At 61.6% G+C, this 23881-nt stretch carries 24 protein-coding genes and 1 pseudogene; 10 read left to right on the top strand and 15 right to left on the bottom strand.

Translation table 11 applies throughout. The annotated features are described in order from the left end of the window. Positions 1–68 precede the first annotated feature (68 nt). The 3 genes and pseudogenes from mnmA to ACQKQA_RS05470 form a co-directional block, all read right to left on the bottom strand. Positions 69–323: pseudogene (mnmA, locus tag ACQKQA_RS05480) on the bottom strand (tRNA 2-thiouridine(34) synthase MnmA); the annotation flags it as partial. Positions 324–394: 71 nt separating this feature from the next. Next, positions 395–841, bottom strand: a complete 447-nt coding sequence (locus tag ACQKQA_RS05475; RefSeq protein ID WP_427554316.1) for an NUDIX hydrolase — start codon at positions 839–841, stop codon at positions 395–397. Between the two features lie 124 nt (positions 842–965). Further along, a complete protein-coding gene (locus ACQKQA_RS05470) occupies positions 966–3191 on the bottom strand; it encodes an NADP-dependent isocitrate dehydrogenase (RefSeq protein WP_427554314.1) in 2226 nt (741 codons plus the stop codon). Between the two features lie 507 nt (positions 3192–3698). Here ACQKQA_RS05470 and icd point away from each other — a divergent pair. Continuing rightward, positions 3699–4955, top strand: a complete 1257-nt coding sequence (icd, locus tag ACQKQA_RS05465; protein WP_007929208.1) for an NADP-dependent isocitrate dehydrogenase — start codon at positions 3699–3701, stop codon at positions 4953–4955. 93 nt (positions 4956–5048) lie between these two features. Here the strand turns inward: icd and cspD are convergent, their stop codons facing one another. Next, positions 5049–5306 carry a cold shock domain-containing protein CspD gene (cspD, locus tag ACQKQA_RS05460; RefSeq protein ID WP_427554312.1) on the bottom strand — a complete coding sequence of 86 codons (258 nt, stop codon included), beginning with the start codon at positions 5304–5306 and terminating at the stop codon, positions 5049–5051. A 225-nt stretch (positions 5307–5531) separates the two neighbouring features. Here cspD and clpS point away from each other — a divergent pair, with 225 nt between their 5' ends. Together clpS and clpA are read left to right on the top strand one after the other, a co-directional pair. Then, positions 5532–5894, top strand: coding sequence for an ATP-dependent Clp protease adapter ClpS (gene clpS, locus ACQKQA_RS05455; RefSeq protein ID WP_009044582.1), 363 nt, complete (start codon positions 5532–5534; stop codon positions 5892–5894). Positions 5895–5923: 29 nt separating this feature from the next. Beyond that, entirely contained in the window at positions 5924–8194 is a 2271-nt protein-coding gene (gene clpA, locus ACQKQA_RS05450) for an ATP-dependent Clp protease ATP-binding subunit ClpA (protein ID WP_427554309.1), read from the top strand. 170 nt (positions 8195–8364) lie between these two features. On the opposite strand, the gene infA is transcribed toward clpA, so the two are convergent. The 4 genes from infA to trxB form a co-directional block, all read right to left on the bottom strand. After that, on the bottom strand, positions 8365–8583 hold the full coding sequence (gene infA / locus ACQKQA_RS05445; protein ID WP_002553999.1) for a translation initiation factor IF-1: 219 nt from the start codon (positions 8581–8583) through the stop codon (positions 8365–8367). Between the two features lie 100 nt (positions 8584–8683). After that, positions 8684–9391, bottom strand: coding sequence for an arginyltransferase (locus ACQKQA_RS05440; protein ID WP_427554307.1), 708 nt, complete (start codon positions 9389–9391; stop codon positions 8684–8686). Positions 9392–9448: 57 nt separating this feature from the next. Beyond that, a complete protein-coding gene (gene aat / locus ACQKQA_RS05435; RefSeq protein ID WP_427554305.1) occupies positions 9449–10129 on the bottom strand; it encodes a leucyl/phenylalanyl-tRNA--protein transferase in 681 nt (226 codons plus the stop codon). Between the two features lie 72 nt (positions 10130–10201). After that, entirely contained in the window at positions 10202–11152 is a 951-nt protein-coding gene (trxB, locus tag ACQKQA_RS05430) for a thioredoxin-disulfide reductase (RefSeq protein WP_427554303.1), read from the bottom strand. A gap of 329 nt (positions 11153–11481) precedes the next feature. Here trxB and ACQKQA_RS05425 point away from each other — a divergent pair, with 329 nt between their 5' ends. The 6 genes from ACQKQA_RS05425 to cysG all read left to right on the top strand — a co-directional run bounded on the left by ACQKQA_RS05425 (position 11482) and on the right by cysG (position 19001). Further along, complete coding sequence (locus tag ACQKQA_RS05425) at positions 11482–13890, top strand: DNA translocase FtsK (protein ID WP_427554301.1); 2409 nt, start codon at positions 11482–11484, stop codon at positions 13888–13890. A gap of 68 nt (positions 13891–13958) precedes the next feature. Then, the gene (gene lolA, locus ACQKQA_RS05420; RefSeq protein WP_427554299.1) at positions 13959–14582 is read left to right on the top strand and encodes an outer membrane lipoprotein chaperone LolA; all 624 of its coding nucleotides are present in this window, start codon (positions 13959–13961) and stop codon (positions 14580–14582) included. Positions 14583–14612: 30 nt separating this feature from the next. Then, the gene (locus tag ACQKQA_RS05415) at positions 14613–15938 is read left to right on the top strand and encodes a replication-associated recombination protein A (RefSeq protein ID WP_427554297.1); all 1326 of its coding nucleotides are present in this window, start codon (positions 14613–14615) and stop codon (positions 15936–15938) included. Beyond that, complete coding sequence (gene crcB, locus ACQKQA_RS05410; protein ID WP_427554295.1) at positions 15935–16309, top strand: fluoride efflux transporter CrcB; 375 nt, start codon at positions 15935–15937, stop codon at positions 16307–16309. The genes ACQKQA_RS05415 and crcB overlap by 4 nt, the downstream gene beginning before the upstream one ends. A 16-nt stretch (positions 16310–16325) precedes the next feature. Then, positions 16326–17606: a serine--tRNA ligase gene (gene serS / locus ACQKQA_RS05405; RefSeq protein ID WP_427554293.1), complete on the top strand. Its 1281-nt coding sequence runs from the start codon at positions 16326–16328 to the stop codon at positions 17604–17606. After that, positions 17607–19001, top strand: a complete 1395-nt coding sequence (gene cysG / locus ACQKQA_RS05400) for a siroheme synthase CysG (RefSeq protein ID WP_427554291.1) — start codon at positions 17607–17609, stop codon at positions 18999–19001. A gap of 73 nt (positions 19002–19074) precedes the next feature. Here the strand turns inward: cysG and ACQKQA_RS05395 are convergent, their stop codons facing one another. The 7 genes from ACQKQA_RS05395 to ACQKQA_RS05365 form a co-directional block, all read right to left on the bottom strand. Further along, entirely contained in the window at positions 19075–20076 is a 1002-nt protein-coding gene (locus tag ACQKQA_RS05395) for a glutathione S-transferase family protein (RefSeq protein WP_427554289.1), read from the bottom strand. A 90-nt stretch (positions 20077–20166) separates the two neighbouring features. Beyond that, positions 20167–21168: a glycosyl transferase family protein gene (locus tag ACQKQA_RS05390; protein WP_427554287.1), complete on the bottom strand. Its 1002-nt coding sequence runs from the start codon at positions 21166–21168 to the stop codon at positions 20167–20169. Then, positions 21165–21500, bottom strand: coding sequence for a TusE/DsrC/DsvC family sulfur relay protein (locus ACQKQA_RS05385; protein ID WP_427554285.1), 336 nt, complete (start codon positions 21498–21500; stop codon positions 21165–21167). The genes ACQKQA_RS05390 and ACQKQA_RS05385 overlap by 4 nt, the downstream gene beginning before the upstream one ends. Beyond that, complete coding sequence (gene tusB, locus ACQKQA_RS05380; RefSeq protein WP_427554283.1) at positions 21497–21796, bottom strand: sulfurtransferase complex subunit TusB; 300 nt, start codon at positions 21794–21796, stop codon at positions 21497–21499. The genes ACQKQA_RS05385 and tusB overlap by 4 nt, the downstream gene beginning before the upstream one ends. Next, positions 21796–22158, bottom strand: a complete 363-nt coding sequence (gene tusC, locus ACQKQA_RS05375) for a sulfurtransferase complex subunit TusC (protein WP_427554280.1) — start codon at positions 22156–22158, stop codon at positions 21796–21798. Before tusC ends, tusB begins: the two co-directional genes overlap by 1 nt. 3 nt (positions 22159–22161) lie before the next feature. Next, on the bottom strand, positions 22162–22554 hold the full coding sequence (gene tusD, locus ACQKQA_RS05370) for a sulfurtransferase complex subunit TusD (protein WP_427554278.1): 393 nt from the start codon (positions 22552–22554) through the stop codon (positions 22162–22164). A gap of 64 nt (positions 22555–22618) precedes the next feature. After that, positions 22619–23323 carry a YoaK family protein gene (locus ACQKQA_RS05365; protein WP_427554276.1) on the bottom strand — a complete coding sequence of 235 codons (705 nt, stop codon included), beginning with the start codon at positions 23321–23323 and terminating at the stop codon, positions 22619–22621. Positions 23324–23611: 288 nt separating this feature from the next. Here ACQKQA_RS05365 and ACQKQA_RS05360 point away from each other — a divergent pair, with 288 nt between their 5' ends. Then, entirely contained in the window at positions 23612–23860 is a 249-nt protein-coding gene (locus tag ACQKQA_RS05360; protein WP_427554274.1) for a DUF1652 domain-containing protein, read from the top strand. The last annotated feature ends 21 nt before the right edge of the window (positions 23861–23881 follow it).

Below are 23881 nucleotides of genomic sequence, written 5' to 3'. Positions count from 1 at the left end.
AAGCTGCTGGCAAAACGCGGCGGCGGCAATCAGGTGCGGGACGAAGTACATGCCTCACATCCTGATGCCCAGTACTCGGCGGCGAAGTTGGCGGTGTGCAGCTTGATGCCAATCTTGTCGCACACGGCCTGGGCGTCCGCGAGGTCGTCCATGGCGGTGCAGTACTCGGTGCCGTCGTCTTCCTCCCAGTTCTTCATGAACAGGCCTTCCACCTGGTAACCCTGCTCCATCAGCAGGAGGGCGGAAACGGAAGAGTCCACGCCGCCGGACATGCCGACGATGACGCGCTTCTTTTGGTTGTCGGAAGGGGCTGGATCACGCATAGGAATTCAACGGGTGTCTTGAAAAAGGACGCGATTCTAACAGGCTGAGGCCTGCAAGGCTAAAACTGTGGTTAAAGCGACGGACGGATCAGCGCGAGGCTGTGCAACTGGCCGGCCAGGTAGTCGTCGAGGCACTGGATGATCAGCTCGCTGCGCCATTGCGGGCGCAAGGCCAGCAACTCGTCGCGGCTCAACCAGCGTGGGCCGATGATGCCGTCGTCCAGCTGAAGGTCGGGGTGGTGCCTGAGCGGTTTGCCGGCGAAGCACACGCGCTGGTAAGTCACGCCATTGCTCGGGGCGGTGTACAGGTAGATGCCGACCACGCCGGTCAGCTCGATGTCCCAGCCGGTTTCTTCCAGGGTTTCACGAATGGCGGCCTGGAGCAGGCTTTCATCCGCATCCAGGTGCCCGGCGGGCTGGTTGAACACTGGCTGGTCGCCTTGGAACTCCTCGACGAACAGGAAGCGTCCTTGATCTTCAACGATGGTGGCGACGGTGATGTGGGGTTGCCATGCCATATATAAAGCTCCGTCTTGATTGGGTAGTCATCATAAAGGCGAACGGCGCTTCCTTGAGGAAAAGCGTTGTCCGAAAAACACAAACCCCGGCACCTGGCCGGGGTTTGCATGACAGCGGTGTTGCTTACGCCAGGGCAGCGATAGCAGCGTTGAGCGTGGCGCTCGGACGCATGGCCTTGCTGACCAGCTCAGGGGTGGCGCTGTAGTAGCCGCCGATATCCACTGGTTTGCCTTGGACGGCGTTGAGCTCGGCGACGATGGTCGCTTCGTTCTCGGTCAGGGTCTTGGCCAGGGTGCTGAACTGCGCTTGCAGGGCGGCATCTTCAGTCTGGGCGGCCAGGGCCTGGGCCCAGTACAGGGCCAGGTAGAAGTGGCTGCCGCGGTTGTCGATGTTGCCAACTTTGCGCGATGGCGACTTGTTGTTGTCCAGGAACTGACCGGTTGCCTGGTCCAGAGTCTTGGCCAATACCAGCGCTTTCGGATTGGCGTAGGTGTTGCCCAGGTGCTCCAGGGAGGCGGCCAGGGCCAGGAACTCACCCAGGGAATCCCAGCGCAGGAAGTTCTCTTCCAGCAGCTGCTGTACGTGCTTCGGAGCCGAACCGCCGGCGCCGGTTTCGAACAGGCCGCCACCGTTCATCAGCGGCACGATCGACAGCATCTTGGCACTGGTGCCCAGTTCCATGATCGGGAACAGGTCGGTCAGGTAGTCGCGCAGCACGTTGCCGGTGACGGAAATGGTGTCCTTGCCTTCGCGGGTGCGGGCCAGGGTGAACTTCATGGCATCGACCGGCGACATCACACGGATGTCCAGGCCTGCGGTGTCGTGATCCTTCAGGTACGCCTGCACCTTCTCGATCATCACGCCGTCGTGGGCGCGCATCGGGTCCAGCCAGAAGATCGCCGGGGTGCTGCTGGCGCGAGCACGGTTGACGGCCAGCTTGACCCAATCCTGGATCGGCGCGTCCTTGGTCTGGCACATGCGGAAGATGTCGCCAGCTTCGACAGCCTGCTCCAGCAGCAGGTTGCCCTTGCTGTCGGTGACGCGCACGACGCCGTTGGCCTTGATCTGGAAGGTCTTGTCGTGGGAGCCGTACTCTTCGGCTTTCTTGGCCATCAGACCGACGTTCGGCACGCTGCCCATAGTGGTCGGGTCGAAGGCGCCGTTGGCCTTGCAGTCTTCGATCACTGCCTGGTAGATGGTGGCGTAGCAACGGTCCGGGATCAGGGCCTTGGTGTCGTGCAGTTGGCCATCGGTGCCCCACATCTTGCCGGAGTCACGGATCATGGCGGGCATCGAGGCGTCGACGATCACGTCGCTCGGCACGTGCAGGTTGGTGATGCCTTTGTCGGAGTTGACCATGGCCAGGGCAGGGCGTGCAGCGTAGACCGCCTGGATGTCGGCTTCGATCGCGGCTTGCTGGTCGCCAGGCAGGGCTTTGATGCGGGCGTACAGGTCGCCGATGCCGTTGTTCAGGTTGAAGCCGATCTGGCTCAGCACTTCGGCGTGTTTGCTCAGGGCGTCCTGATAGAACTCGGCAACGATCTGGCCGAACATGATCGGGTCGGAAACCTTCATCATGGTGGCTTTCAGGTGAACCGACAGCAGTACGCCTTGCTGCTTGGCGTCTGCGATTTCGGCGGCGACGAACGCGCGCAGGGCCTTTTTGCTCATGACGGCGCAGTCGAGGATCTCGCCGGCTTGTACGGCGGTCTTTTCCTTCAGGACGGTAGCGCTACCGTCTTGAGCGATCAGCTCGATCTTGACGCTGTCCTGGGCTTCGATCAGGGCGGCTTTTTCGCTGCCGTAGAAGTCGCCGTTGCTCATGTGAGCCACATGGGACTTGGAGTCTTTGGCCCAGGCGCCCATCTTGTGTGGGTGCTTGCGCGCGTAGTTCTTGACCGACAGCGGGGCGCGGCGGTCGGAGTTGCCTTCGCGCAGGACCGGGTTCACGGCGCTGCCCTTGACCTTGTCGTAGCGTGCCTTGGCGTCTTTGTTGGCATCGCAGGTCACGGTTTCCGGGTAATCCGGCAGGGCGTAGCCCTTGGCTTGCAGCTCTTTGATGGCGGCCTGAAGTTGCGGAACCGAGGCGCTGATGTTCGGCAGCTTGATGATGTTGGCTTCAGGTGTTACGGCCAGTTCGCCCAGCTCGGCCAGATGGTCTGGTACGGCTTTGTCGCCCAGCAGCTCGGGGAAGCTGGCAAGAATACGCCCTGCGAGAGAGATGTCGCGGGTTTCCACGGCAATATCGGCGGAAGCGGTGAAGGCTTCGATAATAGGGAGCAGCGAGTAGGTGGCGAGGGCGGGAGCTTCGTCGGTGAAGGTATAGATGATCTTCGAGCGGGTGGGCATATTCGGATTAACTCTCTTCTTTGCTAAAGCGTGCGCAGAAAAACTCGAGGGGCGCCGGGTAAGCGCGTTCGTTCAAAGCCATCCGTGAACCGAATGTCGAGGTTTCTTCGCGGTGATGTTGGGTGCATCAGTCGAGCGTCAAGCGGGTGGGTTGCGGTAACAACCCGGCTTTTTGGCGGACTGTCTCGGCTACATTTTTCCGGTAACAGAGCGCTCCGCCGTCGTGACTCTGTGGTCAGCGGCGGCATTATACATAGGTAGCTGGCAAAACGCCGATGGTTCATACGCAACCCGTCTCGTCCATTGGTCTAAAGGTCGCAGGCGGGGCGGCGGCGTAGTGTCGCTCAAAGTGCTCGAGTTTGGCGCTTTTCCCTTTGCTTTCAGGCTTGTAGGCCCCGAACTGTGCAGCTTTCACGGCGTCTGGGTGGAACATGAGGTTCCCGTCCAGATGCAACTGGGGTACGCTCGAACGCAGCCAGATGTTCAATCCACACAACGGAGTTCAGCATGGGATACAAGAAGATTCAGGTTCCAGCAGTCGGCGACAAAATCACCGTCAATGCAGACCATTCTCTCAATGTTCCTAACAACCCGATCATCCCTTTCATCGAAGGCGATGGTATTGGCGTTGATATCAGCCCGGTCATGATCAAGGTTGTCGATGCTGCTGTTAAGAAGGCCTACGGCGGCGAGCGCAAAATCTCCTGGATGGAGGTGTACGCCGGCGAGAAAGCAACTCAAGTGTACGACCAGGACACCTGGCTCCCTCAGGAAACCCTGGACGCGGTCAAGGATTATGTGGTGTCCATCAAGGGGCCTCTGACCACTCCGGTGGGTGGCGGTATCCGCTCCCTGAACGTGGCGCTGCGCCAGCAGCTGGACCTGTATGTCTGCTTGCGCCCGGTGCGCTGGTTCGAAGGTGTGCCAAGCCCGGTGAAGAAGCCTGGCGATGTCGACATGACCATCTTCCGTGAAAACTCCGAAGACATTTATGCCGGTATCGAGTGGAAGGCCGGCTCCGCGGAGGCCACCAAGGTCATCAAGTTCCTCAAGGAAGAAATGGGCGTCACCAAGATCCGTTTCGACGAAAACTGCGGCATCGGCGTCAAGCCGGTTTCCCTGCAGGGCACCAAGCGTCTGGCACGCAAGGCGTTGCAATATGTGGTCGATAACGACCGCGATTCGCTGACCATCGTGCATAAAGGCAACATCATGAAGTTCACTGAAGGTGCCTTCAAGGAATGGGCCTATGAAGTGGCGGCCGAAGAGTTCGGCGCGACGCTGCTCGATGGTGGCCCGTGGATGCAGTTCAAGAACCCGAAAACCGGCAAGAACGTGATCGTCAAGGACGCCATCGCCGATGCGATGCTCCAGCAGATCCTGCTGCGCCCGGCCGAATATGACGTTATCGCGACCCTGAACCTGAACGGCGACTACCTGTCCGACGCCCTGGCTGCCGAAGTAGGGGGGATCGGTATCGCTCCGGGCGCCAACCTGTCCGACACCGTGGCCATGTTCGAGGCGACCCACGGTACAGCGCCCAAGTATGCGGGCAAGGACCAGGTGAACCCGGGTTCGCTGATACTCTCCGCTGAAATGATGCTGCGCCACATGGGCTGGACCGAAGCGGCCGATCTGATCATCAAGGGCACCAACGGTGCCATCGGCGCCAAGACCGTGACCTATGACTTCGAACGCCTGATGGAAGGCGCCACGCTGTTGTCGTCGTCGGCATTCGGCGATGCGCTGATCTCTCACATGTAAGCGGTACGCATCAAACGAAACGGCCGGTTCAGGTGATTGAACCGGCCGTTTTTTTATGACTGTTTTTTAGGGTTGGATCTGGATTCAGGTGTTTCAGCTCAGAACCGTTTCCTGTTGGGGGGAGGTTGCGGCGGGGGCATTCTGGGTCTTGATGGAGTTGATTTTCACCGCGTGCAGGCCCTTGGGCCCTTGGGTGATCTCAAAACTCACGGCCTGTCCGGCTTTCAAGGTTTTGTAGCCTTCCATCTCGATGGCCGAGTAGTGGGCGAAAAGGTCGTCGCTCTTGCCCTCCTCATTAATGAAGCCATAACCCTTGGCGTTGTTGAACCACTTGACCTTGCCGCTTGCCATGCTCATATCCCTCTGCAACAGACTCCATCACTGGAGTATCATCCTGTTAATCCGTACCGAAATCCGCAATATAGGATTGACTGTACGGACCTTTATTACCCAATGTGGGCTCTATTGGTTGTAACACCGTTTTGCCGATAGTCAAGGTGACCCGGCGGTCGGAGTTGAAATCCTTCCGGAGTGCCCCAACCACTGTATTTGCTCAACTAACGAACCTTTCTTTCCATGCATGCAATCAGCCAGATTCGACTAACATTCAATCAGGATCGCCCGGATTTCCAAGACGACGATTCCGCTGGCTTGGCTGTACAGGAAGCTAAGCCGACGTTGCAGGCTCCGCCGATGTACAAGGTGGTTTTGTTCAATGATGACTACACACCGATGGATTTCGTCGTCGAAGTGCTCGAGGTGTTTTTTAACCTGAATCGCGAGCTGGCGACCAAGGTAATGCTGGCCGTTCATACAGAAGGACGGGCAGTATGTGGATTGTTTACCCGCGACATCGCCGAGACCAAGGCCATGCAGGTCAACCAGTACGCCAGGGAAAGCCAGCATCCGCTACTCTGTGAAATCGAGAAGGACGGTTAATGCCGACCACTTGGGTATGAGGTGAAGCTATGTTAAACCGCGAGCTCGAAGTCACCCTCAATCTCGCCTTCAAAGAGGCGCGTTCGAAGCGTCATGAATTCATGACCGTCGAGCACCTCTTGTTGGCTCTTTTGGATAATGAGGCCGCCGCCACCGTTTTGCGTGCCTGCGGAGCGAACCTCGACAAACTCAAGCATGACCTGCAGGAGTTCATCGACTCCACTACGCCGCTGATTCCCGTGCATGACGAGGATCGCGAAACCCAGCCAACCCTGGGCTTCCAGCGCGTACTGCAGCGTGCTGTCTTTCATGTGCAGAGCTCGGGCAAGCGCGAAGTGACCGGCGCCAATGTGCTGGTTGCAATCTTCAGTGAGCAAGAGAGTCAGGCGGTATTCCTGCTGAAACAGCAGAGCGTCGCCCGTATCGATGTCGTCAACTACATCGCCCATGGCATTTCCAAGGTGCCGGGGCATGGCGATCATTCTGAAGGTGAGCAAGATATGCAGGACGATGAAGGCGGTGAGTCTTCCTCTTCAGGCAATCCGCTGGATGCTTATGCCAGCAACCTTAACGAGCTGGCGCGCCAGGGGCGTATCGACCCGCTGGTGGGACGTGAACAGGAGGTCGAGCGCGTGGCGCAGATTCTTGCCCGTCGGCGCAAGAACAACCCGCTGCTGGTGGGCGAGGCTGGCGTGGGTAAAACCGCGATCGCCGAAGGCCTGGCCAAACGCATCGTCGACAGCCAGGTCCCCGATCTGCTGGCCCATAGCGTGGTGTATTCCCTGGACCTCGGCGCGCTGCTGGCGGGGACCAAATACCGCGGTGATTTCGAGAAGCGCTTCAAGGCGTTGCTGGGTGAGCTGAAGAAACGTCCGCAGGCGATCCTGTTCATCGACGAAATCCATACCATCATCGGTGCCGGTGCGGCGTCCGGTGGCGTGATGGACGCCTCGAACCTGCTCAAGCCGCTGCTTTCTTCGGGTGATATCCGTTGCATCGGTTCGACCACCTTCCAGGAATTCCGCGGAATTTTCGAGAAGGACCGGGCCTTGGCGCGGCGCTTCCAGAAAGTCGATGTATCCGAACCTTCGGTTGAGGACACCATCGGTATTCTGCGCGGCCTCAAGGGGCGTTTCGAGCTGCACCACAGCATCGAGTACAGCGATGAGGCATTGCGCGCTGCCGCCGAACTGGCTTCGCGTTATATCAATGACCGGCATATGCCGGACAAGGCTATCGATGTCATCGACGAGGCGGGCGCCTATCAGCGTCTGCAGCCTTCCGATAAGCGCGTCAAGCGCATCGAGGTGGCTCAGGTCGAGGATATCGTGGCGAAAATCGCGCGGATTCCTCCGAAGCACGTCACCAGTTCCGACAAGGAACTGCTGCGTAACCTCGAGCGCGATCTGAAGCTAACGGTGTTCGGTCAGGATGCGGCGATCGACTCGCTGTCGACCGCGATCAAGCTGTCTCGCGCCGGCCTGAAGTCGCCAGACAAGCCAGTCGGTTCGTTCCTGTTCGCCGGTCCTACCGGTGTCGGTAAAACCGAGGCTGCGCGGCAGTTGGCCAAGGCGCTGGGTATCGAACTGGTGCGTTTCGACATGTCCGAGTACATGGAGCGCCACACTGTATCGCGTCTGATCGGTGCGCCTCCGGGTTATGTAGGTTTCGACCAGGGTGGCTTGCTGACCGAGGCGATTACCAAGCAGCCTCACTGCGTGCTGCTGCTCGACGAAATCGAAAAGGCCCACCCGGAAGTCTTCAACCTGCTGCTGCAGGTGATGGACCACGGTACCTTGACCGATAACAACGGGCGCAAGGCGGATTTCCGCAATGTGATCGTTATCATGACCACCAACGCGGGTGCCGAAACCGCGGCGCGGGCGTCCATCGGCTTCACTCATCAGGATCACTCTTCCGATGCCATGGAAGTGATCAAGAAGAGCTTCACGCCGGAATTCCGTAACCGTCTGGACACCATTATCCAGTTTGGTCGCCTCAGCCATGAGGTCATCAAAAGCGTGGTGGACAAATTCCTTACCGAGCTTCAGGCGCAGCTGGAAGACAAGCGCGTTCAGCTGGAGGTCACCGATGCGGCTCGCAGCTGGCTGGCGGCAGGTGGTTACGATGTGACGATGGGTGCTCGACCCATGGCGCGCCTGATCCAGGACAAGATCAAGCGTCCATTGGCGGAGGAGATACTCTTTGGCGAACTGGCCGAACATGGCGGTGTGGTACACATCGACATCAAGGATGGCGAGTTGACCTTCGAGTTCGAAACTACCGCAGAAATGGCCTGACAGGCCGCAAGCACTGAGGCGCCGAAAGGCGCCTCAGTGCTTTCTGCTGTTTGATCTTTTTTTTGGAGAGGGGCGACGTTGTCGATGATGGTCGCCAATGCTCGCTCTGCTGGGTAAATCGCAGGCAAACAAAAACGCCCGGCAGGGCCGGGCGTCTTGTATTGACTTGCTTAGCGAGCGCGGTAAGTGATGCGCCCTTTGCTCAAGTCATAGGGCGTCAGCTCGACGCGCACTTTGTCACCGGTAAGAATACGAATGTAGTTCTTGCGCATCTTGCCGGAGATATGCGCGGTTACGACGTGCCCATTTTCCAACTCCACGCGAAACATGGTGTTGGGCAGGGTGTCGACGACAGTGCCTTCCATTTCGAAGCTGTCTTCTTTCGACATGCAGTAAAGCCCTCGGTGTCCAGTGAATGGCCCGGTGCAACTGCGCCAGGCAAAAGCGGCGTGCATTGTGCCCGAAAAGTGGGGTTCAAGCCAAGGGCTTCTAGTTCAGGATGACCCATCTCTGGTTAATCAGCAGCTCGATAGGCCGATATTGGGTCTTGTAGTTCATCTTTTTGCAGTTCTTGATCCAGTATCCGAGGTAAACCGCATCCAGGCCCAAGCGCAGGGCTTCGCCGATTTGCCACAGGATGGCGTAGCGGCCAAGGCTGCGGCGCTCTTCCTCGGGTTCATAGAAGGTGTAGACCGCGGACAGGCCATTGGGCAGCAGGTCGGTGACCGCTACCGCGAGCAGGCGTCCATCGAGGCGGAACTCGTAGAATCGGGAGAAGGGCAGGTCACGAACCAGGAAGGTCGAGAACTGATCGCGGCTGGGTGGGTACATGTCGCCATCGGCATGGCGCTGCTCGATATAACGCTGGTAAAGGTCGAAATACTCTTCGCTGAAGCCGGGTTTGACGGGTTGCACCTGCAGGTCGGCATTGCGTTTGAGAATGCGTTTTTGCTGGCGATTGGGCAAAAACTGCGCGGCAGGAATGCGTGCCGGAACGCAGGCATTGCAGTTCTGGCAATGCGGCCGGTACAGGTGATCGCCACTGCGGCGAAAGCCCATTTCCGACAGGTCTGCGTAGACATGCACATCCATGGGCTGACTCGGGTCGAGGAACAGGGTGGTTGCCTGTTCTTCGGGCAGATAGCTGCAAGAGTGGGGCTGAGTGGCATAGAACTTCAAACGCGCCAACTCGGTCATGAATCAACCCTCGGGATTAGCATTGAATTAAGTGTAAGCCACGTCGGTGGAACCCGCCTAGGAAACCCAGATGGCGCGGCTGGGCTGCTCAAGGTGGCGGTGCAGATAGCCGGCGAACTCGCGGCGCGGTATGGCGCGGGCCCCCAGGCTGTGCAGATGGTCGGTGGGCATCTGGCAGTCGATCAGGGCGAAGCCCCATGCCCGCAAGTGTTCGACCAGGGTGACAAAGCCGAATTTCGAAGCGTTATCGGCGCGGCTGAACATCGACTCACCGAAAAACAACTGGCCCATGGCTAACCCGTACAGGCCGCCCACCAGCGTACCCTGATCCCAGACTTCGACCGAATGGGCATAGCCGCGCTGGTGCAGTTCAAGGTAGGCATTCTGCATCGATTCGGTGATCCAGGTGCCATCGGCATAGGTCCGTGGGGCTGCGCAGGCGCCGATGACCGCCGGGAAATCCCGGTCGAAGGTGACCTGATAGCGTTGCTGGCGTAGCAGTTTCTTCAGGCTGCGGGATACATGCAATTCGTCTGGAAACAGCACCGTGCGCGGATCGGGAGACCACCAGAGAATGGGCTGACCCTCGGAAAACCACGGAAAGCAGCCGTGGCGATAGGCCTGGATCAGTCGGTCGGCCGACAGATCGCCGCCCGCGGCGAGCAGGCCGTTGGGGTCGCGCAGGGCCTTTTCCAATGGCGGGAAGTCGAAGGTGTTGCGTTGTAACCAGGTCAGCATGGTATCCAGACTTGCGGAAGGGGAGGGCGGTGGCGGGCCCCGCAGGGCCCGCCGCAAGCGTAGGACGGGAGGTCAGTTGGCGTCGAGGAATTTCTCCGCATCCAGGGCCGCCATGCAGCCCGCGCCCGCCGAAGTGACAGCCTGGCGATACACGTGGTCCGCCACATCGCCTGCCGCGAACACCCCCTGGATGCCAGTGGCCGTGGCGTCGCCCTCGCTGCCACCCTTGACCAGCAGGTAACCCTCACGCATTGCCAGTTGCCCTGCGAACAGGTCGGTATTGGGCTTGTGGCCGATGGCAATGAACACGCCGGTCAGTGCCAGCTCTCGGGTTTCCCCGGTCAGGCTGTCGCGCAGGCGGGCGCCGGTGACGCCACTGGCATCGCCCAGCACTTCGTCGAGATTCTGGTTCCAGTGCAGGCGGATATTGCCCTTGGCGGCTTTCTCGAACAGCTTGTCCTGGAGGATTTTCTCCGCGCGCAGCTTGTCGCGCCGGTGGATCAGGTGAACTTCCCTGGCGATGTTGGAGAGGTAGAGGGCTTCTTCCACAGCGGTATTGCCGCCGCCGACCACGGCAACCACCTGGTTGCGGTAGAAGAAGCCATCGCAGGTGGCGCAGGCGGATACCCCCTTGCCGGCGAAGGTGTCTTCGGAGGCCAGGCCCAGGTACTGGGCCGAGGCGCCGGTGGCGATGATCAGGGCATCGCAGCTGTAGACACCGCTGTCGCCCTTGAGGATAAAGGGCCGCTGCTGCAACTCGGCGGTATGGATATGGTCGTAGATGATCTCGGTGTCGAAGCGTTCAGCGTGTTTTTGCATGCGTTCCATCAGCACCGGGCCGGTCAGGCCTTCCACGTCGCCTGGCCAGTTGTCGACCTCGACGGTGGTGGTCAATTGGCCGCCGGCCTGCAGGCCGGTGATGACAGTCGGTTTGAGGTTGGCGCGGGCGGCATAAACGGCGGCGCTGTAACCGGCAGGGCCGGAGCCCAGAATGATCAGGCGTGAATGCTTCGCTTCGTTCATAAAAACACCTCATAAGCCTTTGTCACAAAAGAGAATGCATGCTCAAATTGAATGCTGCGTAAAGTGCTTCTGGTTATGCTACACCCAGTATTGAGCTGTGTGGCATGGCGCTTATAAACCCGTACAATGCGGGGTCTGTATCCATATGTTGAAGAGCAACGGCTTTGCAGGATCGCAGCCGTGACAGCGCTTACAGTTTCGCAATGCAGGGGCAGAATGTTAAAAGTAGCCCCAGTTACACTCGTCAACTTTTTCACCTGCCTGGATTGGGCAGCTTTTTTTAGTCGATCAACAGTTGGACGCGCCCATGGCGCAGGAAAAGACGCGTTTTGAAGAAATCCACCGCTGCACCTAAAACAGTAGTCCCACTCTGGCGCCAGCAATTGCACTACCGGCTCAAGGAAGGTGCGTTGATCGCCATTGGGGCCTTGTGCCTGTTCCTGATGATGGCATTGCTGACATATGGCAAAGACGATCCGGGCTGGAGTCACAACAGCAAGATTGAAGATGTACAGAACTTCGGTGGTCCAGCCGGTTCTTACAGCGCCGATATGCTGTTTATGGTGTTGGGTTACTTCGCCTATATCTTCCCGTTGTTGCTGGCGATCAAGACTTATCAGATCTTTCGTCAGCGCCATGAGCCGTGGCAGTGGAGCGGCTGGCTGTTTTCCTGGCGTTTGATCGGCCTGGTGTTCCTGGTGCTGTCCGGCGCGGCATTGGCGCACATCCATTTCCATGCGGCGACCGGTCTGCCGGCCGGCGCGGGCGGGGCGCTGGGCGAAAGCCTGGGCGACCTGGCCAGGAACGCGCTGAACATCCAGGGCAGCACTCTGATGTTTATCGCACTGTTCCTGTTCGGCCTGACCGTTTTCACCGATCTGTCCTGGTTCAAGGTCATGGACGTGACCGGCAAGATCACCCTCGACCTGTTCGAACTGTTCCAGGGTGCCGCCAATCGCTGGTGGGCGGAGCGCACCGAGCGCAAGCAACTGGTGGCCCAGCTGCGCGAAGTGGATGCCCGGGTCGATGAAGTGGTCGCGCCGATCGTGCCCGACAAGCGTGAACAGGCCAAGGTCAAGGAGCGCCTGATCGAGCGCGAGCAGGCCCTGAGCAAGCACATGTCCGAGCGGGAAAAACAGGTCCCGCCGGTGATTGCCCCGGTTCCGGTCAAGGCACCGGAGCCAAGCAAGCGTGTGCAGAAAGAAAAGCAGGCTCCACTGTTCGTTGACAGCGCGGTCGAGGGCACCTTGCCCGCCATTTCGATTCTCGATCCGGCGGAAAAGAAACAACTCAATTATTCCCCCGAGTCCCTGGCGGCCGTCGGCCACTTGCTGGAAATCAAGCTCAAGGAATTCGGCGTCGAAGTCTCGGTGGACTCGATCCATCCGGGCCCGGTGATTACCCGTTACGAAATCCAGCCGGCCGCCGGCGTCAAGGTCAGCCGCATCGCCAACCTGGCCAAGGACCTGGCGCGTTCCCTGGCGGTGACCAGCGTGCGGGTGGTGGAAGTGATTCCCGGCAAGACCACCGTGGGTATCGAGATCCCCAACGAAGACCGGCAGATCGTGCGTTTCTCCGAGGTGCTGTCGACCCCGGAATACGACAACTTCAAATCCCCGGTCACCTTGGCCCTGGGTCACGACATCGGCGGCAAGCCAATCATCACCGACCTGGCCAAGATGCCTCACCTGCTGGTAGCCGGTACCACCGGTTCCGGTAAGTCGGTGGGGGTGAACGCAATGATCCTGTCGATCCTGTTCAAGTCGGGCCCGGAAGACGCCAAGCTGATCATGATCGACCCGAAAATGCTCGAACTGTCGATCTACGAAGGCATCCCGCACCTGCTGTGCCCGGTGGTGACCGACATGAAGGACGCCGCCAACGCCCTGCGCTGGAGCGTGGCCGAGATGGAGCGGCGCTACAAACTGATGGCCAAGATGGGCGTGCGTAACCTGTCGGGCTTCAACCAGAAGGTCAAGGAGGCCATCGAGGCTGGCGAGCCGCTGAGCGATCCGTTGTACAACCGCGAAAGCATCCATGACGAAGCGCCGCTGCTGACCAAACTGCCGACGATCGTCGTGGTGGTGGACGAATTCGCCGACATGATGATGATCGTCGGCAAGAAGGTCGAAGAGCTGATCGCGCGGATCGCCCAGAAGGCCCGTGCGGCGGGGATCCACCTGATCCTGGCGACCCAGCGGCCGTCGGTGGACGTGATCACCGGCCTGATCAAGGCCAACATCCCGACCCGGATGGCGTTCCAGGTGTCGAGCAAGATTGACTCGCGGACCATCATCGACCAGGGTGGCGCCGAACAGCTGTTGGGCCACGGTGACATGCTCTACATGCCGCCAGGCACCAGCCTGCCAATCCGCGTCCATGGCGCCTTCGTCTCCGACGATGAAGTGCACCGTGTCGTGGAAGCCTGGAAACTGCGCGGCGCGCCGGAGTACAACGACGACATCCTCAACGGTGTCGAAGAGGCCGGCAGCGGCTTCGAGGGTGGCGGTGGTGGCGGCGACGGTGACGACGCCGAGACCGATGCCCTGTACGACGAAGCAGTGCAGTTCGTCCTCGAAAGCCGCCGCGCATCTATCTCCGCGGTGCAGCGCAAGCTGAAGATCGGCTACAACCGCGCGGCCCGCATGATCGAGGCCATGGAAATGGCCGGTGTGGTGACCGCGATGAACACCAACGGCTCCCGGGAAGTGATAGCGCCGGGTCCGATGCGCGATTAAGCAGTGACGCGATACCCGCGGCGTATCTCCACGCCGCGGTCTTTTCCACGCATTCAATGAGGACTCCCATGCGTCTTATCCGCATGTTGCTGGTACCGGTACTGGCTTTAACCACGCTGTCGGCCCACGCCGACCCGAAAGACGTGGCGCGCCTGACCCAGTTGCTCGAGAAATCCCAGACCCTGACCGCGCGCTTTTCGCAATTGACCCTCGACGGCAGCGGCACCCAGCTGCAGGAAACCGCCGGCGACATGGCCCTCAAGCGTCCGGGCCTGTTCTACTGGCACACCGATGCGCCGCAGGAACAACTGATGGTCTCCGATGGCAAGAAGGTATCCCTGTGGGACCCGGACCTGCAGCAGGTCACCATCAAGACCCTGGACCAGCGCCTGACCCAGACTCCGGCCCTGTTGCTGTCGGGCGATGTGTCGAAAATCAGCGAGAGCTTCGATATCAGCGCCAAGGAAGCCGGCGGCGTGGTTGACTTCATCCTCAAGCCGAAGACCAAGGACACCCTGTTCGACAGCCTGCGCCTGTCGTTCCGTAACGGCCTGGTCAATGACATGCAACTGATCGACAGCGTCGGCCAGCGTACCAACATCCTGTTCACCGGGGTCAAGGCCAACGAGCCGATCGCCGCTACCAAGTTCAAGTTCGACATCCCCAAGGGTGCCGACGTGATTCAAGAATAAGTCGACGCCAAGAGGTTTCAATCGCCCGCCATGGATCTGTTTCGCAGTGATCCCATCGCCCAGCCCCTGGCTGCGCGCTTGCGCCCGGCCAACCTGGACGAGTACGTCGGTCAGGAGCATGTGCTCGCCCGTGGCAAGCCGCTGCGCGAAGCGCTGGAGCAGGGGGCCCTGCACTCGATGATCTTCTGGGGGCCGCCGGGGGTGGGCAAGACCACCCTGGCGCGGCTCCTGGCGAAAGTCTCGGATGCGCACTTCGAAACCGTTTCTGCGGTGCTGGCCGGGGTCAAGGAGATCCGGCAGGCGGTGGAGATCGCCAAGCAACAGGCGGCCCAGTACGGGCGTCGGACCATCCTGTTCGTCGACGAAGTGCACCGCTTCAACAAGTCCCAGCAGGATGCTTTCCTGCCTTATGTCGAAGACGGCACCCTGATTTTCATCGGTGCGACCACCGAGAACCCGTCCTTCGAGCTGAACAACGCGCTGTTGTCCCGGGCCCGGGTGTATGTGCTCAAGAGCCTCGACGAGGCGGCGTTGCACAAACTGGTGCAGCGGGCGCTGACCGAAGAGCGTGGGCTGGGCAAGCGCCAGTTGAGCCTGGGCGACGAAGGCTTCCAGATGCTGCTGGCGGCGGCGGACGGCGATGGCCGGCGGTTGCTCAACCTGCTGGAGAATGCTTCCGATCTCGCCGAGGACGGCACGGAAATCGGTGTCGAGCTGCTGCAAAGCCTGTTGGGCGATACCCGGCGGCGTTTCGACAAGGGCGGCGAAGCCTTTTACGACCAGATCTCGGCGCTGCACAAATCGGTCCGCGGCTCCAACCCGGATGGCGCTTTGTACTGGTTCGCGCGGATGCTCGACGGCGGTTGCGACCCGCTGTACCTGGCGCGGCGTGTGGTGCGCATGGCCAGCGAAGACATCGGCAACGCCGACCCGCGGGCCCTGAGCCTGTGCCTGGCCGCCTGGGATGTGCAGGAGCGCTTGGGCAGCCCCGAGGGCGAGTTGGCGGTGGCCCAGGCCATCACCTACCTGGCCTGTGCACCGAAAAGCAACGCTGTGTACATGGGCTTCAAGAGTGCTCTGCGCAGTGCTGCCGAACACGGTTCGCTGGAAGTGCCGCTGCACCTGCGCAATGCGCCGACCAAACTGATGAAGCAACTGGGCTATGGCGACGAGTACCGCTACGCCCACGATGAGCCGGACGCTTACGCGGCCGGTGAAGACTATTTTCCGGAAGAACTCGAACCGCAGCCGTTCTATCAACCCGTGCCCCGTGGCCTGGAGTTGAAGATCGGCGAGAAGCTCAAGCATCTGGCGGAGCTTGACCGAACCAGCTCCAAGCAGCGGAGAAAACCTTGATTCCCTTGATCGTTGCCGTCTCGGTGGGTGGTATTACTGGAACCCTGTTGCGTTTTGCCGCCGGCAACTGGATCAACGCCAATTGGCCGCGGCACTTCTATACCGCTACGCTGGCCGTTAATATCGTGGGCTGCCTGTTGATCGGCGTGCTGTACGGCCTGTTCCTGATTCGGCCGGAAGTACCCATCGAGGTGCGCGCCGGGTTGATGGTGGGCTTCCTTGGCGGCCTGACGACTTTTTCATCCTTTTCACTGGATACGGTGCGTCTGCTGGAAAGCGGACAGATACCGCTGGCCCTGGGCTATGCGGCCATCAGCGTATTCGGCGGGCTGCTCGCGACCTGGGCCGGCCTGTCCCTGACCAAACTTTGATAAACGAGAGACCGACATGCTCGATTCCAAACTGTTACGTAGCAACCTTCAGGACGTAGCGGACCGCCTGGCATCCCGTGGCTTTGCCCTGGATGTAGCACGCATCGAAGCGCTGGAAGAACAGCGCAAGACCGTCCAGACCCGCACCGAACAACTGCAGGCCGAACGTAACGCGCGCTCCAAGTCCATCGGTCAGGCCAAGCAACGCGGCGAAGACATCGCGCCGCTGATGGCCGACGTCGAGCGCATGGGGAACGAGCTGACCTCCGGCAAGGCCGAGCTGGAAAGCATCCAGGGCGAACTGGACGCGATCCTGTTCGGCATCCCGAACCTGCCCCACGAGTCGGTGCCGGTTGGCGAAGACGAAGACGGCAACGTCGAAGTGCGCCGCTGGGGCGCCCCGACGGCGTTCGACTTCCCGATCCAGGACCACGTGGCCCTGGGCGAAAAACACGGCTGGCTGGACTTCGAGACCGCGGCCAAGCTGTCGGGCGCGCGTTTTGCCCTGCTGCGCGGGCCGATCGCCCGTCTGCATCGTGCCCTGGCCCAGTTCATGATCAACCTGCATACCGGCGAGCACGGCTATGAAGAGGCGTACACGCCTTACTTGGTCCAGGCGCCAGCGCTGATGGGCACCGGCCAGTTGCCGAAGTTCGAAGAAGACCTGTTCAAGATCGGTCGTGAGAACGAAGCGGACCTGTACCTGATCCCGACCGCCGAAGTGTCGCTGACCAATATCGTTGCCGGCGAAATCCTCGATCCGAAGCAACTGCCGATCAAGTTCGTCGCCCACACCCCGTGCTTCCGCAGCGAAGCCGGTTCGTCGGGTCGCGACACCCGCGGCATGATCCGCCAGCACCAGTTCGACAAGGTCGAGATGGTCCAGATCGTCGAGCCGTCGACCTCCATGGAAGCCCTGGAGGGCCTGACCGCCAACGCCGAGAAGGTTCTGCAACTGCTGGAGCTGCCATACCGCGTTCTGGCGCTGTGCACCGGCGACATGGGCTTCAGTGCGGTCAAGACCTACGACCTGGAAGTCTGGGTGCCGAGCCAGGACAAGTACCGTGAGATCTCGTCGTGCTCCAACTGCGGCGACTTCCAGGCCCGCCGCATGCAGGCGCGTTTCCGCAACCCGGAAACCGGCAAGCCGGAGCTGGTCCACACCCTGAACGGTTCCGGCCTGGCGGTCGGTCGTACCCTGGTGGCGGTGCTGGAGAACTATCAGCAGGCCGACGGTTCGATCCGTGTGCCTGAAGTGCTCAAGCCTTACATGGGCGGCGTCGAGGTCATCGGCTAAATGGAATTTCTGCCGCTGTTTCATAACCTGCGCGGCAGTCGTGTGTTGGTGGTCGGTGGCGGGGAGATTGCCTTGCGCAAATCCCGCCTGCTGGCCGATGCCGGTGCGCTGCTGCGGGTCGTTGCTCCCGATGTGGAACCCCAGTTGCGCGACCTGGTAACGGCCAGCGGCGGTGAATGCCTGTTGCGTGGTTATGTCGAGGCGGACCTGGACGGTTGTGGGCTGATCATCGCCGCCACCGACGACGAGCCGCTCAATGCCCGGGTTTCCGCCGACGCCCATCGGCGCTGCGTACCGGTCAATGTGGTGGACGCGCCGGCCCTGTGCAGCGTGATCTTCCCGGCCATCGTCGATCGTTCGCCGCTGGTGATCGCGGTTTCCAGCGGTGGCGATGCACCGGTGTTGGCACGCCTGATCCGGGCCAAGCTGGAAACCTGGATTCCCTCGACCTACGGTCAATTGGCCGGGCTGGCCGCGCGTTTTCGCCATCAGGTCAAGGGCCTGTTGCCGAATGTGCAGCAGCGCCGGGCGTTCTGGGAGGACGTGTTCCAGGGACCGATCGCCGACCGGCAACTGGCCGGGCAGGGCGAGGAGGCCGAGCGGCTGTTGCAGGCCAAGATTGCCGGCGAAGCACCCGATGCGCCGGGTGAGGTGTATCTGGTGGGCGCCGGTCCGGGCGATCCGGACCTGCTGACCTTCCGTGCCCTGCGCCTGATGCAGCAAGCCGATGTGGTGCTCTACGACCGTCTGGTGGCGCCGGCGATTCTCGAACTGTGCCGCCGCGATGCCGAGCGGGTGTATGTCGGCAAGCGTCGCGCCGATCACGCCTTGCCCCAGGAGCAGATCAACCAGCAACTGGTGGGCCTGGCCAAACAGGGCAAGCGGGTGTTGCGCCTCAAAGGTGGCGATCCGTTCATCTTCGGCCGTGGCGGCGAGGAGATCGAGGAACTGGCAGCCCATGGCATTCCGTTCCAGGTGGTGCCGGGGATTACCGCGGCCAGTGGCTGCGCGGCCTATGCCGGGATTCCGCTGACCCACCGCGACTACGCGCAGTCCGTGCGTTTCGTCACCGGGCACCTGAAGGACGGCACTACCGATCTGCCCTGGGCCGATCTGGTGGCGCCGGCGCAGACCCTGGTGTTCTACATGGGCCTGGTGGGCTTGCCGGTGATCTGCGAGCAACTGGTTCGTCACGGTCGTGCGGCGGACACGCCGGCAGCCTTGATCCAGCAGGGGACGACCGCCAACCAGCGGGTGTTCACCGGCACTCTGGCGGATCTGCCGAAACTGGTGGCGGAGCATGAAGTGCATGCCCCGACACTGGTGATAGTCGGCGAAGTGGTGCAGCTTCGCGAGAAGCTTGCCTGGTTCGAAGGCGCCCAGTCGCAGGTCTGAAAAGTATCGCGGGCAAGCCTCGCTCCTACCTGTAGGAGCGGAGCTTGCCCGCGATAGCGACCTGACCGTTAGCTCAATTCTTGCGCCAAACCCCAAGCCCCTTCAAACGCTCGCGATCGTGGGCGGCATCGAAGTCCTGCTCCGGCCCTTTCGGCACGATGCCAGTCGGGTTGATGGTGCGATGGCTGGCATAGTAGTGCCCCTTGATATGGGCAAAGTCCACCGTTTCGGCGATCCCCGGCCACTGGTACAGCTCCCGCAGCCAGTTCGACAGGTTGGGGTAGTCGGCAATCCGCCGCAGATTGCACTTGAAGTGGCCGTAGTACACCGCGTCGAAGCGAATCAGCGTGGTGAACAGGCGGATGTCCGCTTCCGTCAGGTATTCGCCCGCCAGGTAGCGCTGGTCGCTCAGGCGTTGTTCCAGCCAGTCGAGTTCGGCGAACAGATCGTCGAAGGCGGCGTCGTAGGCTTGCTGCGCGGTGGCGAAGCCAGCGCGATACACACCGTTGTTCACCGCCGGATAGATACGCGCATTCAACTCGTCGATTTCACGGCGCAGCGGTTCCGGGTAGAAGTCCAGGTCATTGCCGCTCAGCTCATCGAAGGCACTATTGAACATGCGGATGATTTCCGCCGACTCATTGCTGACGATGCGTTGCTGCTGTTTGTCCCAGAGCACTGGCACGGTGACGCGACCGGTGTAGTCGTGGGCATCGGCGGTGTAGCGCTGGTGCAGGAAGTCCAGCCGATCCAGCTTGTCGCCGCTGGAGCCCAGGGCCGGGTCGAAGGTCCAGCCATTTTCCAGCATCAGCCAACTGACCACCGAGACATCGATCAGCTGTTCCAGGCCCTTGAGCTTGCGCAGGATCAGGGTGCGGTGCGCCCAGGGGCAGGCGAGGGAAACGTACAGATGATAGCGGCCGGCCTCTGCGCGGAAGCCGCCTTCGCCGCTCGGGCCCGGCTTGCCGTCAGCGGTCACCCAGTTGCGGCGTTGCGCCTGTTCCCGCTGGAACGCGCCGTCTTTGCTGCTTTCGTACCACTGGTCGTGCCAGCGTCCTTCAATCAGCAGGCCCATGAAAAAACTCCTCGGTCAGATGTGCATGGGTGTGCAGTCTAATCCGAGGAGTTCGAACGAATTACGCAAAAGTCGGGCGGTTATGATCGGTTAAATCGATCTGTCGCGGGCATCCCAGTAGGCTTGAGCCTGCTCGAAAGCCTGCTCCCGAGGTGTGCCGAGCCCACGCAGGGCCAGGGCCATGGTCGCAATCAGGGCCAGTTGCGGGTAGCTGTCCTGTACCTCACCGCGCCAGACAGCCTTGAGGTGCCCGGGGTCGAGGGACGCCGGTTTCACATGGCGCTGGGCGGACAGTGCCGGCCATTCCTCATCCCAGCTCACGCCGCCGGTGGTGCCGTACAGATGGCTGGCGCTGTCCGGGTTGATCTCGATCTCGCCGCCGTCGCCCTTGATCACGATGACGTTGTCCCCCAGCAGGCCACTGGCATCGCGGTGCACGCCCTGGTAGCCGGGGTGGAAAATGCTCTGCAGGCCGCAGCGCGCGCCCAGGGGGTTGAGAATGCGTGCCAGCGAATGGATCGGCGAGCGCAGGCCCAGGGTGTTGCGCAGGTCGATCATGCGTTGCAGCTGGGGGGCCCAGTCGCCCAGGGGAATAAAGGCCAGGTTGCCCTGATCCAGTGCGCTACCGACCGCTTGCCAGTCGCGGCATAGCGGGATCTGCAACGTTTCCAGCAATTGCTCGGTGTACAGCCGGCCGGCCGTATGGGCGCCACCGCCGTGGAGCAGGATGCGCACGCCGTTTTGCGCCAGGCACTTGGCGGCCAGCAGGAACCAGGGCAGATGGCGTTTTTTGCCGGCGTAGCTGGGCCAGTCCAGATCGACCTTGATCGGCGGTGCCTGCAGGCGCTCGCGCAGGGCCTGGGTAAAACCGGCCAGCTCCTCCGGGCTTTCTTCCTTGTGCCGCAGCAGCATCAGGAAGGCGCCGAGCTGGGTGTCTTCGACCTGCTCGTCGAGCAGCATGCCCATGGCTTCCCGGGCTTCCTCGCGGGTGAGGCTGCGGGCGCCGCGTTTACCCTTGCCGAGGATGCGCACGAATTGCGCGAAAGGGTGCTCGGCGGGCGTTTCAGTGGTCAGCGGGGCGAAGTCGGTCATAGGCAATTGGTCGGTTTGGGCAGGCCCGCCAGCTTGGCGGCCAGTTTGGCGGGAGTGCCTTTGAACAGGCGGTTCAGGTGCAGGCTGTTGCCCTTGTCCGGACCCAGCTTCAAGGCGGTGTACTTGATCAGCGGACGGGTCGCGGGCGACAGCTGGAATTCCTGGTAGAAGCCGCGCAGCAGTTCGAGGATTTCCCAGTGCTCGGGGGTCAGTTCGATCTGTTCCGCGGCCGCCAGGGCATGGGCGACTTCATTGGACCAGTCGCCCAGTTCCACCAGGTAGCCGTCCTTGTCCAGGGCAATGGCGCGGGCGCCGACAGTCAGTGCATTCATAACCAGCTGTTGACCTTGTCATAGTGGATCGACAGCGCGACGAACGCCGGGTAATCGACACTCGTGGCCCAGGCCGGCACTTCCAGGCCGCGGGCCTGGTGGTCTTCGGCGAGGACGTAGAGCGACAGCGCCGCGCCCTGTGCCTGCAGGGCCGCCAGCGGCGCGCTGCCAGGCTGCAGGGCATACACCGCGTCGCCGCACAGGAGGAGGGCGTCCTGCGGGCCGAGCAGGCGCAGGCAACTGGTCAGCCGGGAATCGGTGAAGGGCGAGTGGGACAGCACATGCAAGGTCGACATCAGAGGGTGATCACCTGGTCAAAACGGTCAATGAGCGTGCCGAGTTCGGCCGGGGCCAGGACCTGCACCTCGTCCAGGTTCAGCGCCGCCGGGTCCAGGCCGCGTTCGGTCACGCTGGCGCCGCAGGCGAACAACTGCTCGACCCCGAACAGCGACAGGGCCTGCAGGTTGGCGCTGAGATCCTTTTGCTGCACGGCGGCGGCTTTCTGCCCGGGGGCCAGTTGGAACACCCCGTCGTCGAGAAACAACAGGCCGATCGGCAAGTCGAAGGCGCCGCCTGCCAGTACGATGTCCAGGGCTTCCCGGGCGCCCGGGCCGGACCAGGGTGCCTGGCGGCTGATAATCAGCAGGGATTGCGCCATTTTTCATGGCCCTCCGAAACAGATCAGGCGGTCGGCCGCCTGTACGGCATCGTGCAACTGGCCGAGCCCGGACAGTTCCCAGGGTGCGCTCAGGTTGACAGCCGGGCGCTGATAGCGGGCGGCCTCTTCCTGGTTCAACACCCCGCGGCGCAGGGCCGCGGCAATGCACACCACACCGTCGAGCCGATGCTCGCTGACGAAGGTTCGCCATTGTGCGGGCAGGTCCAGCTCATCCTGTGGGGTGACGATGTTGTCCGATGCGCTGTGCACGCCATCCTGATAGAAAAACAACCGCACGATCTCATGGCCGCCAGCCAGCGCCGCCTGGGCGAAGGCCAGGGCGCGGCGCGAAGAGGGCGCGTGAGGGGCGGAGAAAAGGGCAATGGCGAACTTCATGAAGCACTCTGTCTGCAAACCTGGGGCCATGATAAAGCTTTCTGCCGGGCCCGGCGAAGTGGCTTTAGCGCGGCATATAGCCCAGCTGCCAGCGATGGGGGATCTTCAGCGACAGCAGCCCCAGCGCCGCCGACAGCAGGCCGCTGGCGAACAGGGCCTTGAGGCCGAAATGCTGCTCCAGAATGGCGCCGAGCACGGCGCCGGCGAACATGCCGCTCCAGGGCACCAGTTGCACACGCCAGCCATTGCGCCGTTCACCCAGCAGCCAGCTGCCCAGGCCACGGCCGAAGCGGGACAGGGCACCGGTGACATAGGTCAGGCCCACGGGCAGCCCGTTCACTTGTTCGACGGCGGCGTTGAGCATGCCCATGGCGACGATCGCGGCCAGCAAGGCTGGCAGTCGTTCTGCAAAAGGCCAGGCGGCGGCCGCGCACAGCAACATGGCGATGCACAGCAGCAACGGCAGGGCCCGGCGCCCGCCCAGGCGGCTGGTGACGATGCCCAGGGCGTTGCCGGCGACGAAGGTGACCACCAGCAGCACCAGATGCAGGGTCATGGCCAGGTCGGCGTCGCTGATGGCAACGGCCAGGCGCGTGGTGTTGCCGCTCATGAAGGAGACGAAGTCCCCGGTGGCCATGAAGCCGATGGCGTCGGTCATGCCGGCCAGGACGGACAGGCTGGCGACCAGGCAGAGGCCGACGCGGCCACGCCATTTCTGGCGGAGCAACAGACGAGGGTGACCGAGTGGGTTGGTGGAGGACGGCAGCATCAGCGTTGGCTCATCGGGGCGGTGGTTCCTTGACCCTGAACGGAGAAGGGGGAAACGCTCGGGACGGGAGGCGACCATAGCGCCTGGCCGCCCCAGCGTCAAAATGCTCGGGGCGCGCTGCCGCGACAAACGGTAACCGCCGGGCCGGCATGCACCGTTGGGCGGATTGGCCGGGCAAAATGCGCGCTGGGTAACACTTTTCGGTGAATGCCTTGGTATGGGCCGCGTTGTAGTGACCTATTCTCAATGGGCACACTTTTCAAGTGGCCTCTCAAGGAGGAACTTTCCATGCTCTCGATGAGCGAACTTCGGCAGATCCTGGAGTCGGCGTTCCTGCCGCTTTCCTGCCTCTGCACCGTCAATCCCGACGGATCCCTGGCGATCAAGGTGTTCGAACCGCACAGCGGGCGGGTCGAACTGTTGCTGACGGGTGTCTCGACCGAAGGTCTGACCAGTGTCCGGGCGGCGGCCAATTTCGTCGCCGAGTTGCGGACGGAGATCAGGGCAGGACGACGGGCCTTCGCCGGCACTTTCTAGGCGTTGCGCCGTTTGATCATG

The sequence above is a fragment of the Pseudomonas sp. NPDC089530 genome (assembly GCF_050280705.1).
Classification (GTDB): domain Bacteria; phylum Pseudomonadota; class Gammaproteobacteria; order Pseudomonadales; family Pseudomonadaceae; genus Aquipseudomonas.
Note: the sequence above shows the minus strand (reverse complement) of the source record. Positions and strands in the feature narration are given on the sequence as shown.

Coding starts and splice junctions, on each gene's coding strand:
- ACQKQA_RS05475 (WP_427554316.1), bottom strand. CDS start 841: ATGGCATGGCAACCCCACATCACCGTCGCCACCATCGTTGAAGATCAA.
- ACQKQA_RS05470 (WP_427554314.1), bottom strand. CDS start 3,191: ATGCCCACCCGCTCGAAGATCATCTATACCTTCACCGACGAAGCTCCC.
- icd (WP_007929208.1), top strand. CDS start 3,699: ATGGGATACAAGAAGATTCAGGTTCCAGCAGTCGGCGACAAAATCACC.
- cspD (WP_427554312.1), bottom strand. CDS start 5,306: ATGGCAAGCGGCAAGGTCAAGTGGTTCAACAACGCCAAGGGTTATGGC.
- clpS (WP_009044582.1), top strand. CDS start 5,532: ATGCATGCAATCAGCCAGATTCGACTAACATTCAATCAGGATCGCCCG.
- clpA (WP_427554309.1), top strand. CDS start 5,924: ATGTTAAACCGCGAGCTCGAAGTCACCCTCAATCTCGCCTTCAAAGAG.
- infA (WP_002553999.1), bottom strand. CDS start 8,583: ATGTCGAAAGAAGACAGCTTCGAAATGGAAGGCACTGTCGTCGACACC.
- ACQKQA_RS05440 (WP_427554307.1), bottom strand. CDS start 9,391: ATGACCGAGTTGGCGCGTTTGAAGTTCTATGCCACTCAGCCCCACTCT.
- aat (WP_427554305.1), bottom strand. CDS start 10,129: ATGCTGACCTGGTTACAACGCAACACCTTCGACTTCCCGCCATTGGAA.
- trxB (WP_427554303.1), bottom strand. CDS start 11,152: ATGAACGAAGCGAAGCATTCACGCCTGATCATTCTGGGCTCCGGCCCT.
- lolA (WP_427554299.1), top strand. CDS start 13,959: ATGCGTCTTATCCGCATGTTGCTGGTACCGGTACTGGCTTTAACCACG.
- ACQKQA_RS05415 (WP_427554297.1), top strand. CDS start 14,613: ATGGATCTGTTTCGCAGTGATCCCATCGCCCAGCCCCTGGCTGCGCGC.
- serS (WP_427554293.1), top strand. CDS start 16,326: ATGCTCGATTCCAAACTGTTACGTAGCAACCTTCAGGACGTAGCGGAC.
- cysG (WP_427554291.1), top strand. CDS start 17,607: ATGGAATTTCTGCCGCTGTTTCATAACCTGCGCGGCAGTCGTGTGTTG.
- ACQKQA_RS05395 (WP_427554289.1), bottom strand. CDS start 20,076: ATGGGCCTGCTGATTGAAGGACGCTGGCACGACCAGTGGTACGAAAGC.
- ACQKQA_RS05390 (WP_427554287.1), bottom strand. CDS start 21,168: ATGACCGACTTCGCCCCGCTGACCACTGAAACGCCCGCCGAGCACCCT.
- ACQKQA_RS05385 (WP_427554285.1), bottom strand. CDS start 21,500: ATGAATGCACTGACTGTCGGCGCCCGCGCCATTGCCCTGGACAAGGAC.
- tusB (WP_427554283.1), bottom strand. CDS start 21,796: ATGTCGACCTTGCATGTGCTGTCCCACTCGCCCTTCACCGATTCCCGG.
- tusC (WP_427554280.1), bottom strand. CDS start 22,158: ATGGCGCAATCCCTGCTGATTATCAGCCGCCAGGCACCCTGGTCCGGC.
- tusD (WP_427554278.1), bottom strand. CDS start 22,554: ATGAAGTTCGCCATTGCCCTTTTCTCCGCCCCTCACGCGCCCTCTTCG.
- ACQKQA_RS05365 (WP_427554276.1), bottom strand. CDS start 23,323: ATGCTGCCGTCCTCCACCAACCCACTCGGTCACCCTCGTCTGTTGCTC.
- ACQKQA_RS05360 (WP_427554274.1), top strand. CDS start 23,612: ATGCTCTCGATGAGCGAACTTCGGCAGATCCTGGAGTCGGCGTTCCTG.